The organism is Vibrio sp. L3-7 (genome assembly GCF_963898195.1).
Taxonomy (GTDB): domain Bacteria; phylum Pseudomonadota; class Gammaproteobacteria; order Enterobacterales; family Vibrionaceae; genus Vibrio; species Vibrio echinoideorum.
The window spans coordinates 37545-55959 of sequence record NZ_CAWQUW010000013.1 but is presented as its reverse complement, the minus strand read 5'-3'; the positions used below and the strand labels follow the sequence as shown (position 1 = coordinate 55959).

The following is an 18415-nucleotide window of genomic DNA, read 5'->3' as shown; positions in this document are numbered from 1 at the left end:
CAACGTGTTCACTTAATCAGAAAGACGTTCGGCTGCTGCTAAGTAGCGTCGAGCAAGTCCAATAAACTCCTCTCCACTCATATTCAAATCTTGAGTTGATATGAAAATATCGTAACCGTGGAAACCCCTCTGATATTTCATCCTATTCGCTAGCATCGCCTGCAACCCGGAATAGTCTTTAATCACTGCGTTTTTCGCATTCGATTCATGGGATGAATCTGGGCTAGTCTGTGTTTGGCTATCGTTGAAGATAACCTCGTCAGTATTTTGTGACTCTTTATATCTGTTCAGTTCCACACAACCGCTCTCAGTGCAGCGCGCATGGTAATGCGATGAGTCGAGAACCATATCTTCAAAGTTTGACTCTTTACCCGCTTGCTTGGCGCCCAGGTACAAAAGTGCTCGCTGGCTCAGCAATAATTCGCAGGTTATTTTGGGGCAGATAGAGTCAAGGTAGGGCGAGTAATCTTTCATTTTAATGCCCACCCAAGGGAGAGGTTGATGCCACCCCTCTTGCTCGTAGGTACACATGCCAATCTTTTCAATATTGCTCCACTTTAAAACCCAGCCACCTTTATAAAAATGCTGTTGAAAGTGAGTGGGGGTGAGCGTGAACATTACTCTGCTACGCAGCATCAAATAATAGCCAGTGCCCAAAAGCGCGCTAATGCAAAATGCGCCCACGATCAGTAACTTTGGATTGTCACTGTATAGAGCAATGATTAAGCATACGAACCCCAAAATGACAGCGACAATTCGGTATGAACGTGTGAAAGCAGGCAAAGAGAAATTTGTAAGGTGACGAGTGTCCATAGGCAACACCAAGTTTTCATATTTTTGTCTGGATGGATAACCAGTGTATATGACCCTGAATTGATAAGTCGATGTTTAAATAATAGACGTTAGTAGACAATATCGGTATTTTTCGTCGACTTTCGGCGCTTCACTCTACAAATAGCTCCTGTTTTTTGGTATAAATCGCGCTTCAAATTTTCACCACTGCGAAAAGAGCAGTGAACTGGAGAAATATTCAATGAGACTTGCTCATAAGCGTAAGGTGCAGGCTAAACTGCAGAAACGCACTAAAGCGGCTGTAGTTAAAGCAGTGGCAACGCCGAAAAAAGCGAAGCCTGTCGCAGAGAAAGTTGTAGCAGAAAAAACTGTAGCAGCAAAACCAGCGGTAGAGAAGACAGTAGCAGCAACGAAAGAAGTTGCAGTAGCACTGACTCCTAAGCAACAACAAGTTCTAGACATCGTTGTTAGCAATGCTGAAGGCATTAACCCTAAAGGTATCGGCCTAATAGCTGGTCAAGAAGACGCGAAAGCAGCTTCATGGGCAACAGGCGCATTGAAAAAACTTCTTGAAGAAAACCTAGTAGCGAAAGAGCAACTTGCAGGTAACAAGGTTATCTACAAAGCTATCTAATCCTGTGGGATTACATTCGCTTCGTTAAGTTTTTAAGCCTCGATTTTCGAGGCTTTTTTGTATCTGACGGATCATGTTAATCCCAAATCCTAACCCCCTAAACTCATATTCATATTCAAACCTAGCATTCGAACCTAGCCTCAGAAGCCTTATTTCCAATCGGCTGACCCCTTCCGTTATTCCTCTGTCTTTCGCGTGTCCGATGTTTCGAATCAGTAAGCACCAAAGTAGGGCGTCTGATTCTGTGAAACCTTGATTCTCATGGATTTAATGCATTCAGGTGCGTATTTGATCTGTGGTGAGAATAGAGCCTCATCACGAAATGGCAATCAATTGTTAACGGTATTTAATTATTAATACTTAGGTACTTATCAATAAGCATTCTCCTGATGAATAGAGTAAGTCCTTTAAAACCGACATAACTCAATTATCTCCTACGTAGTTCTACGTAATCCTTTGGTCTAATACGCAGTTTGTGTGGGCCTGTCGTGCGTGCTCTCCCTGATATCTTGTCGCGTCATCACGGTGCACTCTTATGTTGAATCATAAAAAATGCTCATAGAAAGAGTGTTAACCCAACAAAGGACGTGAACATGAGTCTCATCTCTAACTCCCTCACACGAGTTTTTAAAAACGTTGCGGTAACTGCAGCGGCTTGTTTAGCTTTGGTCGCTACTGGTGCAACAGCTGCTGATAAGGTTTACCGTTTAAAGCTTGCAGAGACATGGGGACCAAACTTCCCTGTCTTCGGTGACGCAACGAAGAACATGGCTGCGATGGCTGAGAAAATGTCTAATGGTCGACTTCAAATCCGAATCGATTCAGCAAACAAACATAAAGCACCGCTTGGCGTATTTGACATGGTTAAGTCTGGTCAATACGACATGGGTCACTCAGGCTCTTATTACTGGAAAGGTAAAGTTCCAAACACTCTTTACTTCACTTCTATGCCTTTCGGTATGACGCCTGCAGAGCAATACGCGTGGTTCTATCACGGTGGTGGTATGGAGTTGATGGATCAGGTTTACTCTCCACACAACTTGATGTCGTTCCCGGGTGGTAATACTGATATTCAAATGGGTGGTTGGTTTCAAAAAGAGATCAACAGTGTTGAAGACCTACAAGGCTTGAAAATGCGTATCCCAGGCTTTGCTGGTGAGATTCTGGCAGAGCTAGGTGCGAAACCAACAAATATTGCACCGGGTGAGCTATACACTTCTCTAGAGCGTCGCACAATCGATGCGCTTGAGTGGGTAGGCCCGTCACTGGATTTACGAATGGGCTTCCACAAAATCGCACCTTACTACTACACAGGTTGGCATGAGCCGGGTTCAGAGCTTCAATTCCTAGTGAACAAACGTACATGGAACAAGTTGCCTGAAGACCTACAAGAAATCCTGCGTGTTGCAATGCGTACCGCTGCTTACGATATGTACACGCAAGCAACGCACGAAAGTGGCAAGAACTGGGTTTCAATGAAAACAGAATACCCAGACGTACAAGTTAAAGATTTTCCGCCAGAAGTTATGGCTGCATTGAAAGAAGCAAATGATCGCCTGCTCGCTAAGCATGCTGAGAAAGATGCATTGGCGAAAGAGATACAAGCTTCACAAGCAAGCTACCTAGAACAAGTTCGTTCATGGACGGATATTTCACACAGAGCTTATTTAAATAGCCAAGCGAAATAGTCGACTGTTGTTGAACTAAAGATAAATGGACCCAAAGCAAACGTACTGTTGTATCACTTGTGCCTGAGGGCTTAAGTACCTAAACAGATACGCGCGGCGGGTTCATTTTAACCATAATAATTAAGCAGGATAAATCCTGTAAAAGCCCAAGAACCCTTTCTGCGTCGTGCATCTTGTTAGCGCTAATTGTTTAGCTGAACTAGCTCTATGGCGCGATGTCTTTTCAAATTCCATGGAGTCGGGAATGCGAAGTCTAATTTATATTGAACGCCTGTTTAACCGTATCGGTGATGCACTGGGATGGCTTTCCAGTATGTTGTTTATTTTACTTATCGCGAACGTCGTGTACGACGTTGTCATGAGATATGCCTTCAATGATGTCTCAATCGCTTTTCAAGAAATGGAATGGCACCTCTTCTCAGCCGTTTTTCTGTTAGGTGTTCCTTATGCTATCAAAGCTGGTGGGCATGTCCGTGTGGATGTATTTTACGAGCAACTGAGCTTTAAAGCACAAGCCATTATTGACCTAATAGGCACCGTTGTCTTCCTGCTTCCTTTTTGTTTACTGGTGGCTTGGTATGGCATTGATGTTGCCAAAGAGAGCTTTGATTTAGGTGAAACCTCAGGCGATCCTGGTGGTTTACCATATCGTTGGATCATCAAAGCCATGATCCCACTTTCATTTTTCTTGATGGCACTCAGCGGAGTCGGTTTGATCCTCCATTCGCTCAACAAGATTTTTAATCCCCATCTCATTCACGCAAACAATCTTCATACAAAGAAAAAGTAGAGGCTGAACATGATTGGAATAGTAATGTTTTTCGTAGCCTTGTTTGCACTTTTACTTGGCTTCCCGGTTGCGTTCACCTTTGGTGGTATCGCGTTAATCTTTGGTGTTTGGGCTGAGGGCATCGAAATGTTCGCCTTCATGCCATATCGAATTCAATCGATCATGGAAAATACGGTGCTGATGGCCGTTCCCTTGTTCGTTTTCATGGGGCTTGTTCTACAAAAGACCAAGCTTGCTGAGCAATTACTTGAGTCAATGGGGCGACTGTTTGGTGGTGTTCGTGGTGGTATTGCTATCTCGACAGTGCTGGTGGGCTCGCTACTTGCCGCATCAACGGGTGTAGTTGGTGCTTCTGTGGTGGCAATGGGGCTTATCTCTTTGCCTGTTATGCTCAAGTACAACTACGATAAAGGCTTAGCCTGTGGCACCATCTGTGCGTCTGGTACCTTAGGGCAAATCATTCCGCCATCCATCGTCTTGATTTTATTGGGTGATGTATTGGGTGTGCCAGTCGGCGACTTGTTCCAAGCGGCAATTTGGCCGGGTGTGATGCTAGTCGGCGCTTATATCGTGTATATCTTGATATACGCCAAGCTAAACCCTGAAGCCGCACAGCCAATTGAGCGTGATGATTCAATAAGCCGTAAACAAGAGGTGATCAATGCACTTAAAGCGATTGTACCGCCACTGGCATTAATCATTGTCGTTTTGGGTTCCATCTTTGCGGGTGTGGCTACACCAACAGAGTCTGCTGCGCTGGGTGGTGCTGGTGCGATGGTGCTTGCGTTGTTGTATGGTCAGTTTAGTTGGTCGATGGTTTATGACGCGTCTAAAGAAACAGTAAAAGTAACGGCGATGGTATTCGCTATCTTACTTGGGGCTACTGCGTTCTCAATGGCATTTACGTATACCGGTGGTGATTACCTAGTTGAAGAGTGGATGTTGCAATTGCCGGGTGACAAGTGGGGCTTCTTGCTGATAACCATGTTGGTGATTTTGATTTTGGGTTTCTTTATCGACTTCGTAGAGATCTGTTTCATCATCGTGCCAATCATTGCTCCTGTGGCTGAACTGATGGGCATCAACATGACATGGTTTGCTATCCTTGTTGCGATGAACCTACAAACCTCATTCCTGACGCCACCATTTGGTTTTAGCTTGTTCTATCTAAAAGGCGTGGCACCGAAAGGAGTCACCACAAAGGACATCTACCGAGGTGTGATGCCTTTCATTCTGATTCAAATCCTCGTACTTGGATCACTTCTCGCTTTCCCGTCGTTCTATGGAATGTGAGTGAACCCAAGAATGTGAATGATATGTTTCAACGGTTAACTATAAATTGCTAAAATAAAACGGCTTATTGGTGTTCAATAAGCCGTTTTTTGTGAGGAAAAGGAATGCCTCTAAAAGCTAAGCTGATTTTGCTGACGCTACTCCCGTTGCTGCTTGTAACGGCGAGTATTAGTTGGATCTCGTTACATCAAACCAAAACGTTGGGTGCTAAAGAAGTTGAGATCTTCAGAGACAGCCTAATCAAGGCTCGTGAAAACGCCCTCAAAGACACTGTTGACCTCGCATTTGATGCCATCGAACATATCTACAACGACCCTGATATCCAAGAAGCCCAAGCCAAAAGAGAAGTTCGAACCATATTGTCTAAACTTAGATATGGCTCCGATGGCTATTTCTTCGCATACGACCGTTACGGAACCAATTTGGTTCATCCGATCCAGCCAGAGTTGATTGGACAAAATCTACTTCAACTTCAAGATGAAGATGGCGATTTTCTAATCGAAGCGTTGTTGAAAGAAGCGCAAACCGGAGGAGGGTTTCACCAATACCTGTGGCAAAAGCCCTCAACCGGAGAAGTGGTCTCTAAGCTGAGTTACGCCGCTTGGTTAGAGCGTTGGGATTGGATGATTGGCACGGGTTTATACATTGAAGATGTGCACCAAGAAGTCGCCTCGATGCAGGCTGCGATAAACAAGAATATTGAAACCACGTTCTTTTCCATTGTGGTCATCCTGAGCGTGACCGTCGCGGTCATTATCGTGCTGACCTTAGCGATTAACATGCACGAGCATCGAATCGCGGATAACAATTTAAAAGAGCTCGCCCATAAAACTGTGATGTTTCAGGAAGACGAGAAGAAGCATTTAGCGCGAGAGCTACACGATGGAATCAACCAGTTATTAGTATCGAGTCGTTGCCACTTAGAGCTACTTGGTAATAAGTTACAAAGTGAAGACCTCAAAGCGCATTTGAATAAGTCGCAGCATTCCTTGATGCGAGCGATCGAAGAGGTAAGGCACATCTCACATCAACTCCGTCCAAGTTCATTGGATGATATTGGTTTAGAAGCGGCGTTGTCTTCGTTGCTATTGGATTTTCAGGCGCACTCCGGCATTGAAGTGGAGACTTTGTTCAGCACTCAACCCGGAAAGTTGAAATCAGAAGCGGCGACGACCTTGTATCGAGTGGTGCAAGAATCTTTGAACAATATAGAAAAGCACGCCCAAGCGACTAAAGTGACGGTTATCGCGCAGCAAATTGGCAATGTTTTGCAGCTTCTTATTCAAGACAACGGTGTGGGTTTCAATACTTATAAAGCGATGGAAAAACGAGGGATCGGTCTGCGCAATATGAGAGAGCGAGTGGAGTTCATTGGTGGTGATTTTGAATTGATGAGTGAGATTGGCCTCGGAACAGAAATTACAGTGTTACTGACACTAGAGGGATTAATGAATGAGTGAAGTTATTCGAGTTGTGATCGCTGACGATCACCAAGTGGTACTGGATGGCTTTATGGCGAGATTGGAACTCGAGCCAGATATTAGCGTGATAGGTACGGCCAGTAATGGATTAGAAGCGGTAGAAATAGTTAAAACTCTGCGTCCTGATGTGGTGTTGATGGATATCAGCATGCCTATAATGAATGGCATTGACGCCACCCACCTGATTAAAGAAGAAGACCCGGAAGCGAAGGTGTTGATGCTGACCATGCATAATAACCGTGAATACATCATGAAAGTGATGCAGTCGGGTGCAGTCGGCTATATGTTGAAAGAGATTTCCGCGGAAAAGATGGTGCAGGCGATCAAAACGGTGAACCAAGGTTCGACTTATTTCTGTGAGAAAGTAACACAGAATTTGTTCACACAGCCTATTACTCCCACGCAATCTGTAAAGAATCCATTGAGCAGGCGTGAAGAAGCAGTGTTGAAATTGGTGGCGAAAGGGGAGAGCAGTAAAGAGGTCGCAAAGGCGCTGAATATCAGTTATCGAACCGTCGAAACTCATAGACAAAACATTAAGCATAAGCTGGATATTCACTCTACGGCAGAGCTAGCTAAATATGCTGTTAATTCTGGGCTTGTAGAGTGATCTTACGCTAAATTACATTAAATGTGTAATTTAATTACTAAAGTTGTAATTTATGCCTGATTTTTGGCGGTTTTTTTAGTATTTTTGCGACAGGTTGATATCCTTCTTTTCGAAATTTAAGCGCCGAATGCAATGTTGCAAACTGTGCGCTACAAATTAGAGAGGAAACATGGAGCCTGTAAAAGATAGGTATAGTATTGAAAATACCGATTATACAGTAGGACAAGATAACGTTCAGAAATGGGGTTTTGACGTCCATAACCCAGTATTTGGAATCAGTGCAGGAGCGATTATCATCTTCCTGGTTGCACTTTTGATCGCTGATCCTGAAACCGCAAAATCAGCACTTGATGGAATTAAATGGAAAGTCATCGGTAACTTCGATGGTTTCTTCATGTGGGCAGCAAACATCTTTGTTATTTTCTGTTTTGCCCTCATTGTCTCCCCGTATGGCAAGATACGTATAGGTGGCAATGATGCCAAAGCAGAGCACTCCAACCTATCTTGGATGTCGATGTTATTCGCCGCGGGAATGGGTATTGGTTTGATGTTCTGGGGTGTTGCAGAGCCAGTAGCTTACTTCACGGGTTGGTATGAAACGCCACTTGGTGTTGAAGCTTATTCTCCTGAAGCAGCTAAGTTGGCACTTGGCGCAACTATTTATAACTGGGGTTTACACGGTTGGTCTATTTACGCCGTTGTTGCTCTAGCCCTCGCTTTTTTCACTTTCAATAAAGGCTTACCGCTTTCTATTCGATCAATTTTTTACCCGCTACTCGGTGATAGAACTTGGGGTTGGTTTGGACATATCGTTGATATCGTCGCGGTACTGGCTACGCTATTTGGCCTTGCAACATCGCTTGGCCTAGGCGCACAGCAAGCAACCAGTGGTATTAACCATGTGTTTGGTACCGATGGTGGTATTGGCATGCAGCTGATTGTTATCGCAGTGGTCACTTTCTTAGCAACAATGTCAGTTGTTCGCGGTATTAACGGTGGCGTGAAGGTTTTAAGTAACATCAACATGTTGGTTGCTTTGGGCTTGCTTATCTTCGTAACGATCGCTGGTGGCATGGCGGGTATTAAAGCTATTCCAACGGCATTGATGGGTTATATCGAAAACTTTATCCCTTTAAGTAATCCTCATGGTCGTGATGATGAAACTTGGATGCAAGGTTGGACGGTCTTCTACTGGGCATGGTGGATGTCTTGGTCACCATTCGTAGGCATGTTCATCGCTCGCATCTCTAAAGGTCGTACAATTCGCGAATTCATCGTGGCTGTATTGTTCATCCCAACGTCAGTGATCATCATTTGGATGGCGATTTTCGGTGGTATTGCGATTGACCAAGTAGCAAACAAAGTCGGTGAGATCGGTGTGAATGGTCTGCAAGATATTACACTGTCTCTATTCCACACTTATGATGCGCTTCCAATGAGCTCAGTACTTTCTGTCGTATCGATTGGCTTGATTATGGTGTTCTTTATAACGTCTTCAGATTCTGGTTCTTTGGTTATTGATAGCATTACCTCTGGCGGTAAAGTGGATGCGCCAGTTCCACAACGTGTATTTTGGGCGTTAATGGGCGGTGCGATTGCAGCGGTTCTATTGTGGGTTGGTGGTACTGAATCAATCCAAGCACTACAAGCCGGAACAGTATCGATGGCGTTACCATTTGCGTTCATATTATTGCTTATGTGCCTAAGCTTATTGCTAGGTTTGCGAACCGAAAATCAATTGGTTAAGCAGCAAAATGCTTTGAGTTAAAAGTATTATTGAAATAACGGCCGACTTGTTCGGCCTTTTTTTCGTCAGTAATTTGAGTAATTACGTGAATATTGGATGAAAACCCATCGAACCGATTCTGGTTTACTGAAAACAATAAGTTAACCTGCTAAACTTCAGACATCCAAGTATTTGAATTATTGTGACAACAACTTGTACTACTTGGATCACATGTTCGAGTTTGTGATTAGGTCACAGGTAAGTAAGGGATAGTAAGGTCAACAGACCCTATCAATATTCCGTAGAGAGGGATAATGACTAAAGGTATAGATAAATACAGTATCGACAGTACGGATTACACTGTCGGTCAAGATAACGTCCAAAAATGGGGTTTTGATGTTCATAACCCAGTATTTGGTATCAGTGCAGGACTTATTGCTCTGTTCCTGATCGGTATTCTGATTACAGATACCGCTTCAGCAAAGGCAGCACTAGATGGCGTTAAAGGCCAGATCATCAATTCGTTTGATTGGCTTTTCATCTGGTCGGGTAATGTTTTCGTTGTTTTCTGCTTAGGCTTAATTGTTTCTCCGTATGGTAAAATCCGCCTTGGTGGTGTTGATGCGACGGCAGATTACTCATTCTTCTCTTGGCTATCGATGCTGTTTGCCGCAGGTATGGGTATCGGCCTAATGTTCTGGAGTGTGGCGGAACCCGCTGCTTACTTCACGGGTTGGTTTGAAACCCCGTTAGGTGTTGAACCCAACACACCAGAAGCTGCTAAGTTGGCGCTAGGTGCAACCATGTATCACTGGGGTCTACACCCTTGGGCGATTTATGGCGTAGTAGCACTGTCACTTGCGTTTTTCTCTTACAACAAGGGATTGCCTCTTTCTATTCGTTCTATTTTCTACCCAATCTTGGGTGATAGAGCGTGGGGCTGGGCTGGTCACATTGTTGATATTCTGGCGGTTCTTGCAACGCTGTTTGGTTTGGCGACGTCGCTGGGCTTAGGTGCACAACAAGCAGCAAGTGGTATTCAACATGTCTTCGGAATCGAGGCTGGCTTAGGGTTACAAGTTGTTGTTATAACTGTAGTAACGTTATTAGCGGTCGTGTCAGTGCTTCGCGGTATTGATGGCGGCGTTAAAGTTATCAGTAACATCAACATGTTGGTTGCTTTCCTACTGCTTATCTTAGTGGCTCTAATCGGCTATGCGGTGAGTTTAGGTTCTATCCCAACAACCTTTATGGCATACGTTGAAAACATCATTCCTTTGAGTAACCCTCATGGTCGTGAAGATGAAGCGTGGATGCACGGTTGGACGGTATTCTACTGGGCTTGGTGGATTTCATGGTCACCATTCGTAGGTATGTTTATCGCGCGTGTTTCTAAAGGCCGTACGGTTCGTGAGTTCATCACAGCGGTTCTGATTGTTCCAACGACTGTTACTATCATTTGGATGTCAGTATTTGGTGGCATGGCGATTGACCAAATCGTGAATAACGTTGGTATCCTTGGTCAAGATGGTTTGACTGATGTATCACTAGCGATGTTCCAAATGTTTGATGCTCTACCGTTCGGTACGCTGCTATCAATCATTGCGGTTATCTTAGTTCTAGTATTCTTCATTACATCGTCTGACTCAGGCTCTCTAGTAATCGACAGCATCACCGCAGGTGGTAAAGTTGATACGCCAGTGCCTCAGCGTGTGTTCTGGGCGTTCCTTGAAGGTGCAATTGCTGTCGCTCTATTGTGGGTTGGTGGTACTGAAGCAGTACAGGCTCTACAAGCGGGTGCAATCTCTACGGCATTGCCATTCACCATCATCCTATTACTGATGTGTGTTAGCTTGCTAATGGGTATGCGCACCGAGAAGCGATAGACTGATCGTTAATCGACTTTCCATTTGGTTGAAGTCGAATATAAAGTAAAAAGAAAGGCAGAAGAGGAAACTCTCCTGCCTTTTTTGTATCTATTTTACAGTCTAGAGAACAGTATATTTCGATGGAATCACCTTCAAAATAACGTCTTAAATTTGGCGATTAGCCAAGTAATTGACATTCGATAAGCCAATGGTTTGCTTAAAATTATATTACGTTATTAAATTATAAAATCGCTCGAATTTAATACTGATATTGGGTAGTATGCGCGAGATTTCCCACTACTCGTGAAACTTTGACATGAAACTAACACTTAAGCAGAAGTTAATAGGTGCTAGCCTATCTGCTGTTGTCGTTATGGCAACAGCGTTAACTTGGTTATCAGCAAACCAATTATTTGAACAGACTCGTAACGGCGTATACCTGCGAGCTGAAAGCGTATCAGAAGCAGCATCTGAAGGTATTAAAAACTGGATTGATATCCGCACCGATATCGCATCAGCATTTAATGACTTTTCACGAGAGGATGATGTTGTTCCTTTCCTTAAGCAAGCTCGTGTAGCGGGTGGCTTTGACGATATCTTTTTAGGTACTCCAGAAGGCGGAATGTACCGTTCACATCCTGAACGTAATCGCGCAGATTACGATCCTCGTCAACGTCCTTGGTACCAAGAAGCAAACGCAGCGGGTAAGCAAATTATTACTACCGCTTACCAAGATGCGATCACTAAAGCGCTTCTAGTAACGATTGCAGAACCGGTTCGTCATAACGGTAAACTTGTTGGTGTAGTGGGTGCAGACGTACTTATCGATCAATTGGTAAATGATGTAATTAGCCTAGATGTTGGTGACAATGCGTACGCAATGTTAATTGATTCATCTGACGGTACATTCTTAGCACATCCAGATTCATCATTAAGCCTGAAGCCGGTGAGCCAGCTTTCAAACGATATTTCTATGTCTATCATCGAGAACGCAGTGCGTACTGGTAGCATTGAAATCATTAAAGAACGCGGCGCAGAGAAGCTGCTTTACTTTACGAAAGTGCCTAACACAAACTGGATCTTCGCGGTTCAGATGGATAAAGCAACTGAAGAAGCAAATCACTCGACACTACTAACTCAGCTGATCACTACTGCTGTTGTTATTACGTTAATCGTGATCGTATTGGTATCTTGGTTAGTTAGCTTCCTATTCCGCGACCTAAACCGTGTTTCTGCTGCACTTGAAGAAATTGCTTCAGGTGAGGGTGACCTTACTCAACGTCTTGAGCCTAAGAGTGATGACGAAATTGGTAAGCTTGCTGAAAACTTCAACCGCTTTGTGGGCAACATGCACACCATGGTTGTTAAGCTAAGCGAAGTGTCTGCTGCATTGGGTAACCAAGCTCGTCAAACGGCTTCTCAAGCTGAAGAGCGTAGTGCTCGCATACAGATGCAACAAGACGAAATCAATATGGTCGCAACAGCCGTTAACGAAATGGCTGCAGCAACACAAGAAATCGCGGGTAACGCTGACCACACAGCTCAGAACTCATCAGAAGCGGTTGGTGCGTGTGAGCACGGTACTGGTCAAGTGACACAGACTCAAAGCTCAATCCAAAACCTTGCTCAAGAAGTTCAAATTGCAACTAACGTGATTCTAGAACTTGAAGAGCACGGCAATAGCATCAACGCTATCTTGTCTAATATCCAAGGTATCGCTGAACAAACGAACCTACTTGCACTTAACGCCGCTATTGAAGCTGCACGTGCCGGTGAGCAAGGCCGTGGCTTCGCAGTGGTAGCAGATGAAGTTCGAGTTCTGAGCCAACGTACACACGGTTCAACGCAAGAGATTCAACAAACTATCGAATTACTGCAAGGCACTACAGGCAAAGCGGTTAACATCATGAATGATAGCCGTACACTTGCAGAAACCAGTGTTGATGATGCCAATTCAGCTGCAGCGAGCCTAACGCAAATTCATGCTGCTGTTGAACGTATCAGCGACATGGCGACTCAAATTGCTTCTGCTGCAGAAGAGCAAGCGTCAGTAACGTCTGAGATTACTCGTAACACTGAAGGAATCCGTGACGTATCTAACGAGCTAGCAGACGAAGCACACCAAGCTGCAGAGCAAGCCTCTCAACTTTCTGAGCTGTCTCATGAGCTAGAAAGTGAAATCAGCCGCTTCAAGCTGTAAGCGCTAACAGATAATTTGAAAGCCGAATGTGATTATCACATTCGGCTTTTTTGTGCGTGCTAGTTAGAGTTATGAACCCAAATTAGTTGTTCGGGTAACCTGGGAACTTAGCTTTAAGGGCTGCACGAGTAGGGAAGTACTGCTCCATAAATTTAACCATCGCAGGGTCGTTCGTTTGTAGCTCAGTGAACGTCGCAGAACTTAACTCTTGCGCGTTGTAACCCTTAAAGTTGAGATCGTAGTAGGCATACAGAGAATAGGCTAGATACTCTTGATCGTATGACTCTGCGTCTAAATCAGCTTCGACAATCGTCGAGTCTTTTCCGTTCGGAAAGTAAGAACTTGCAAGAATCGCTTTCTCATTCAGCTCATCTAACTCTTTTTGCATCGTCGCCCATTTCGATGAAGATGATTGTACCGCTAGATTCATCACACCGTAGTCATGTACAAAGTGGATGATCTCTTCAAACGCAGCGTCTCGTTGAGTGACTCGATCCGGTTTATTCTCGCCTGTTGTTGTGTCGGTTGTTTCTGTGGCAAATAGATCTTGGAAACGGTAATTCTCATCTAAGAAGTCACCGCCATCTCTGTCAGCCCAGTCTTCATCGTAAAAGAAGCCCATGGTCGCTTTACTGTCGTAAATGGCCTTAGTTACTTCTGTTGGGAAGCTATCCAAGTAGTACTGCATGATGTTCTTAACGTGAGCCACTTTTGCTGCACCGTTATTTTTTGACTGGTCTTCAATCAACAGTGGGATCTTATAACCGTGTGCTTCTACGCATGTGCGTTGCTTGATGCCATTGGCGAGCAAATCACCTGTCGTATTTGTGATAACAGAGCAGTCACTCGTTGGTACACGTGCAAACGTCTCTGACTCACTTTGAGCAAATGATGGAACAAATTGAATACCATTGCTCAAGGCGTTGCCCACACGAACGTATAGGTTCATAGGCCTACTGCTATCTATATCAAACTTTTCGCCAATATTATCGAGAATGAATTGCTTGTTGATGGTTACGGTATCGGCTTGTTTCCATCGAACAACGTTGTTTCTATTATTTTCAACTTCTGCGATCGCTAACTTTGCAGGTGTTGTTGTCGATTTAAAGGCTTCGTAGTAAATATCGAAGTTTTCAACATCGAACGTTTTACCCGCTGAGTTTGTCGCCGTTACAGAGAAGGTGATATCTGCATCGCTTTGGGTCTTGTAATTGCGCTCAGGAACACCGTGAACTTGTGCGAAGCTGCCGCTAGATTTTAGATTATTATCATACTGAGTAATATCAATGTTCAGGTTTTTGTCTGTACCCGCTGCAATCGACTTCACGCTGAAATGCAGTGTGTAATTGCTTCCTAAGCTAACAACGGATTTTGCGCTTGATGCATCGATGACATTCTTTGATGCGTTGGTGTTATTGCTACTGTCGCCACCGCACGCAGTCAGCATCGTAGTCAGAACAAGAGTTGGAATAGTGAGTTTGTATACCATAGGGAACCAAGTTATCTGCAAGCTATAAAGCCCGCATGTTACAAGAAATGGCATTTGTTCTTAGTAAGCTTTTGTAAGTAATGTATTAGTAGTGCTTACAAATTGGTGCTTTGTTATTTTCTGAAGCTATTGGTTGATGGTTGTTCGAGACTAGAATACAGACACAAAAAAGCCCGAGCATGAACTCGGGCTTTGAATGGTTTTCTTTATAGCTTAAGGATAACCTATAAAGGCACTAGATTGCCTGACGAAGTTGGAAGTAACGTCCTTCTTCTTCTAATAGCTTCTCGTGAGAGCCTCGTTCAACAATCTCGCCTTGTTCAATCAGAACGATGGAGTCCATAGATTCCAGACCAATCAAACGGTGAGTGATGAAGATAACCGTCTTGCCTTCGAAGTGTTTCTCGAACAGTGCCATGATGTTTTGTTCTGTTTGCTTATCTAAGCCTTCTGTTGGCTCGTCTAGAAGCAGGATAGGAGCATCATGAAGAATCGCACGTGCGATGCCAATACGGCGCTTCTCACCACCAGAGAGTTGACGACCACCGTCACCTAACCAGCTATCAAGTGCGTTATTCTCAAGCAGCTTTTCTAGGCCAACGTCTTTTAGGATATTCGCTAAGTGATCATCGGTAGCTTCTGGTCTTGCAATCAACAAGTTGTCACGCAAAGTACCATTTAGAATGTCGACACGTTGGCTTACTACACTGATTGATTCACGAAGCTGTGATTCGTTCCACTGCGTCAGTTCAATGCCCGCGATTGAGATATAGCCCTTTTTAGGATCCCAGTAACGAGTCAGAAGCTGAATCAGAGTCGATTTACCAGAACCCGTTTGGCCAACAATCGCAACCTTGTGCGTGGCAGGGATCGTTAGGTCAACAGCCTTCAGAATACTACGCTCAGAATCAGGGTAGTTGAACGTCACGTTTGAGAACGTAATATCAAGCGGTTTGTTGATGTCGAGCTTCTCTTCAGCGAACTGAACTTCAGGCTCTGACAGAATAACTTCGTTCAAGCGACGAGCAGAAGACAGAGTTTGACCTAAATGCTGGAACGCACCTGCAATTGGCATTAATAGCTCGAAGCTTGCCATGGTTGCGAATGCCATTAGCGCGATGAACGGGTCTGGTGCATTACCACCCACACCGTCAGCCGCAAGCCAAAGCATAAGAACCAACGTTAAACCGTTGAACAGCATCAGTGCTGCTGAAGCCATACCGGTTAGGTTAGCATTCACAAACTGATTAGCCATCAGCTTGCGTTGCGTTTCTAGAATGGCATTACGGTAACGTTCTTCCGCACCAAACAGAGTCAGTTCGCTGTAGCCTTCAATCCAATCTAGCGTAGTCACACGAAGATCCGCTTTGTTCTGTGTCAGTTCACCACCGTTACGTTTACCCAATTTGTAGAACAAGATTGGCCAAACCAACAGCATGATCAGAAGGATAGAACCTAAGATTAAACCTAGTGAGCTATCGAACCACATTAAGAACAGAGTCAGGAAGAAGATTCCGAACACACCCACCGTCACAGGGCTTACTAAGCGCAGGTACACGTGGTCCATGGCGTCTACATCAGCAACCAAGCGGTTGAGTAGGTCTGCGTCACGAAGGTTTGAGATACGACCTGGGATCAGCGGAGCCAGCTTCTTGAAGAAGAAGATACGTAAATCAGTTAACAGTTTGAATGTTGCATTGTGGCTGACAACACGTTCACCCCAACGACCCGCAGTACGGCTCATTGCCAAACCACGTACACCACCGCCCGGTAGCATGTAGTTGAAGGTTTCACGCGCAATCGTAAGGCCTGCAACCGCAGAAGCTGAAATGAACCAGCCTGATAGCGTTAGCAAGCCGATAGAAGCCGACAGAGTTGCAAAAGCCAATAGCATGCCTAGCGATAGGCCAAACCAATGCTTTTTATAGAGTTTCAGGTAAGGCAGTAAATCACGCATCTAAATTACCCTTATTATCTTGTTGAGCTAAGTTCGCGTTCAGCATCTCTTCAAACAAACCACCCGCAGTTGAAAGCTGAGAGTAATGACCTTGTTCAACCAGACCACCATCGCGCATAACCAGAATATTATCGACTGATTTAAGAGGAGCGAGTTGGTGCGTCACAAGTAGGGCAGTACGGCTTTCAATATTGCTATTGATGCCTTTCATTACTAACTGTTCGCTACGAGTATCTAGGCTGGCTGTTGGTTCATCTAACAACCAGAACTGACCGTCTTGAATCATTGCGCGAGCCAGAGCCAAACGCTGAGATTGACCAACAGAAAGGCCGCCAGAGCGATCAGAAATCATGTAATCCAAGCCGTGCTCGTTTACAAATTCGCTGGCAAATGATTGCTCAAGTGCATTCTCGACAACTTGGTCAGCAATATCGTGCTTACCGAGAGTGACGTTGTCACGAATGCTGCCGTGCAGTAGCAACGGGTTTTGACCAACCCAGCTAATGGTTTTACGCCAAGAGGCCAAGTCTAGGTCACGTAGTTCAATGCCATTGATTTTCAAGCTTCCTTCATAAGGCATGAAACCAAGAATAGCGTTGATCAAACTTGTTTTACCCGCACCACTTGGGCCAACTAACGCAGTCGATTGGCGAGTGTTAAGTGCGAACGAGATAGGACCGACTAATTGAACACCTTCAGGGCTTAACACTTTTAGGTCGGTAGCTTCAATATTGATGCCTTGAGCTGAATCGAGTTGAGTGTTGCCTGATTTAACCTTAGTGATGTCTGTTTCTAGGAACTCGACAATACTTTCAGCTGCGCCAACCGCTTGTTGTTTCGCGTGGTAGAAAGTACCTAAGTCACGTAGAGGTTGGTAAAACTCTGGCGCTAAGATAAGGATAAACAAACCAGCGAATAGCGTAATGCCTGCACCGTAGTGACCAAAGTTCAGCTCACCGATGTAAGTGAAACCAAAGTAAACCGCGGTCATCGCGATAGAGATCGACGTGAAGAACTCAAGGACAGCAGAAGACAAGAAAGCGATTTTCAACACATCCATGGTACGCGTTCTGAACACTTCAGATGCACCTTTAAGTACCTCTGTTTCAGCGTTGGTGCGGTCAAATAGACGGATAGTCGTCATTGACTGCAAACGGTCGTAAAAGTGACCAGAAAGACGTTGCAGTGCTTTGAAGTTTTTACGGTTTGCATCGGCCGCTTTCATGCCCACAAGTGCCATGAACATCGGTACCAGTGGAGCAGTAATCAAGAAGATCAGTCCTGCTGCCCAGTTTACAGGGAACACCACAACCAAAATAATGAATGGAATCATTACCGATAAAGACATCTGAGGTAGGTAACGAGAGAAGAAGTCTTGCATGTCTTCTACTTGTTCTAGCAACAGGGTTGCCCACGTACCGGCAGGTTTGCCTTTAATGTAAGCTGGGCCTAACTCACGTAACTTATCAAGGATGAGTTGCCTTATATAGACACGGATCTGTTCACCACAGCGATAACCTGCGATTTCACGTCCCCATGTACAGCCAGCACGGCCAACGACCGATAATGCCAAGCCTGCGAAATGACCAACCAGTTCAGATTTATCGACATTTTCGATGATCAGCTGGTGAAGAATAGAGGCGAGAAGAGCTGCTTGAGCAATTAAGAACACGCTTGAAAGTACGCCAAGGCTAATCGCAATCATAAGCCAGCGTTTCGCTAACTTACTCTGTTGCTTAAGCCACTTGTTCAAGCTGCGTTGTTTTTTCTTATCCATTATGAAGGCTTAATGATAATTATTATTTGTTGAGGGCGGCTAGTATACAAAAGAAAGCCCAGTGGATATACCACTGGGCTCTAGGGATTTACAACAAAATGTGATGACGC

General features: G+C 44.6%; 13 protein-coding genes. 9 read left to right on the top strand and 4 right to left on the bottom strand.

The window, feature by feature from the left end; translation table 11 throughout:
* Nucleotides 1–12: 12 nt before the first annotated feature.
* The gene (locus AACW75_RS11990; protein ID WP_145571215.1) at nt 13–813 is read right to left on the bottom strand and encodes a DUF2982 domain-containing protein; all 801 of its coding nucleotides are present in this window, start codon (nt 811–813) and stop codon (nt 13–15) included.
* A 220-nt stretch (nt 814–1033) separates the two neighbouring features.
* Between AACW75_RS11990 and AACW75_RS11985 the strand changes: the two genes are divergently transcribed.
* From AACW75_RS11985 to AACW75_RS11945, 9 genes are all read left to right on the top strand, one after another.
* A complete protein-coding gene (locus AACW75_RS11985; RefSeq protein WP_145571213.1) occupies nt 1034–1426 on the top strand; it encodes a MarR family transcriptional regulator in 393 nt (130 codons plus the stop codon).
* A gap of 593 nt (nt 1427–2019) precedes the next feature.
* The gene (locus tag AACW75_RS11980; protein WP_102553391.1) at nt 2020–3114 is read left to right on the top strand and encodes a TRAP transporter substrate-binding protein; all 1095 of its coding nucleotides are present in this window, start codon (nt 2020–2022) and stop codon (nt 3112–3114) included.
* Nucleotides 3115–3358: 244 nt separating this feature from the next.
* Complete coding sequence (locus AACW75_RS11975) at nt 3359–3904, top strand: TRAP transporter small permease subunit (RefSeq protein WP_145571211.1); 546 nt, start codon at nt 3359–3361, stop codon at nt 3902–3904.
* 9 nt (nt 3905–3913) lie between these two features.
* Nucleotides 3914–5197 carry a TRAP transporter large permease gene (locus AACW75_RS11970; protein ID WP_102553389.1) on the top strand — a complete coding sequence of 428 codons (1284 nt, stop codon included), beginning with the start codon at nt 3914–3916 and terminating at the stop codon, nt 5195–5197.
* Between the two features lie 104 nt (nt 5198–5301).
* Nucleotides 5302–6657, top strand: coding sequence for a cache domain-containing protein (locus AACW75_RS11965; protein ID WP_102553388.1), 1356 nt, complete (start codon nt 5302–5304; stop codon nt 6655–6657).
* A complete protein-coding gene (locus tag AACW75_RS11960) occupies nt 6650–7288 on the top strand; it encodes a response regulator transcription factor (protein WP_102553387.1) in 639 nt (212 codons plus the stop codon). The genes AACW75_RS11965 and AACW75_RS11960 overlap by 8 nt, the downstream gene beginning before the upstream one ends.
* Nucleotides 7289–7457: 169 nt before the next feature.
* Complete coding sequence (locus AACW75_RS11955) at nt 7458–9056, top strand: BCCT family transporter (RefSeq protein ID WP_102553386.1); 1599 nt, start codon at nt 7458–7460, stop codon at nt 9054–9056.
* A gap of 272 nt (nt 9057–9328) precedes the next feature.
* Nucleotides 9329–10900: a BCCT family transporter gene (locus AACW75_RS11950; protein ID WP_004733395.1), complete on the top strand. Its 1572-nt coding sequence runs from the start codon at nt 9329–9331 to the stop codon at nt 10898–10900.
* 298 nt (nt 10901–11198) lie between these two features.
* Nucleotides 11199–13082, top strand: coding sequence for a methyl-accepting chemotaxis protein (locus tag AACW75_RS11945; RefSeq protein ID WP_102553385.1), 1884 nt, complete (start codon nt 11199–11201; stop codon nt 13080–13082).
* An 82-nt stretch (nt 13083–13164) separates the two neighbouring features.
* On the opposite strand, the gene AACW75_RS11940 is transcribed toward AACW75_RS11945, so the two are convergent.
* The 3 genes from AACW75_RS11940 to cydD form a co-directional block, all read right to left on the bottom strand.
* Nucleotides 13165–14571 (bottom strand): hypothetical protein, encoded by a 1407-nt coding sequence (locus AACW75_RS11940; RefSeq protein WP_145571209.1) that lies wholly within the window; start codon nt 14569–14571, stop codon nt 13165–13167.
* Between the two features lie 235 nt (nt 14572–14806).
* Complete coding sequence (gene cydC / locus AACW75_RS11935) at nt 14807–16528, bottom strand: heme ABC transporter ATP-binding protein/permease CydC (RefSeq protein ID WP_145571207.1); 1722 nt, start codon at nt 16526–16528, stop codon at nt 14807–14809.
* The gene (cydD, locus tag AACW75_RS11930; RefSeq protein WP_004733399.1) at nt 16521–18305 is read right to left on the bottom strand and encodes a heme ABC transporter permease/ATP-binding protein CydD; all 1785 of its coding nucleotides are present in this window, start codon (nt 18303–18305) and stop codon (nt 16521–16523) included. The genes cydC and cydD overlap by 8 nt, the downstream gene beginning before the upstream one ends.
* Nucleotides 18306–18415: the final 110 nt, after the last annotated feature.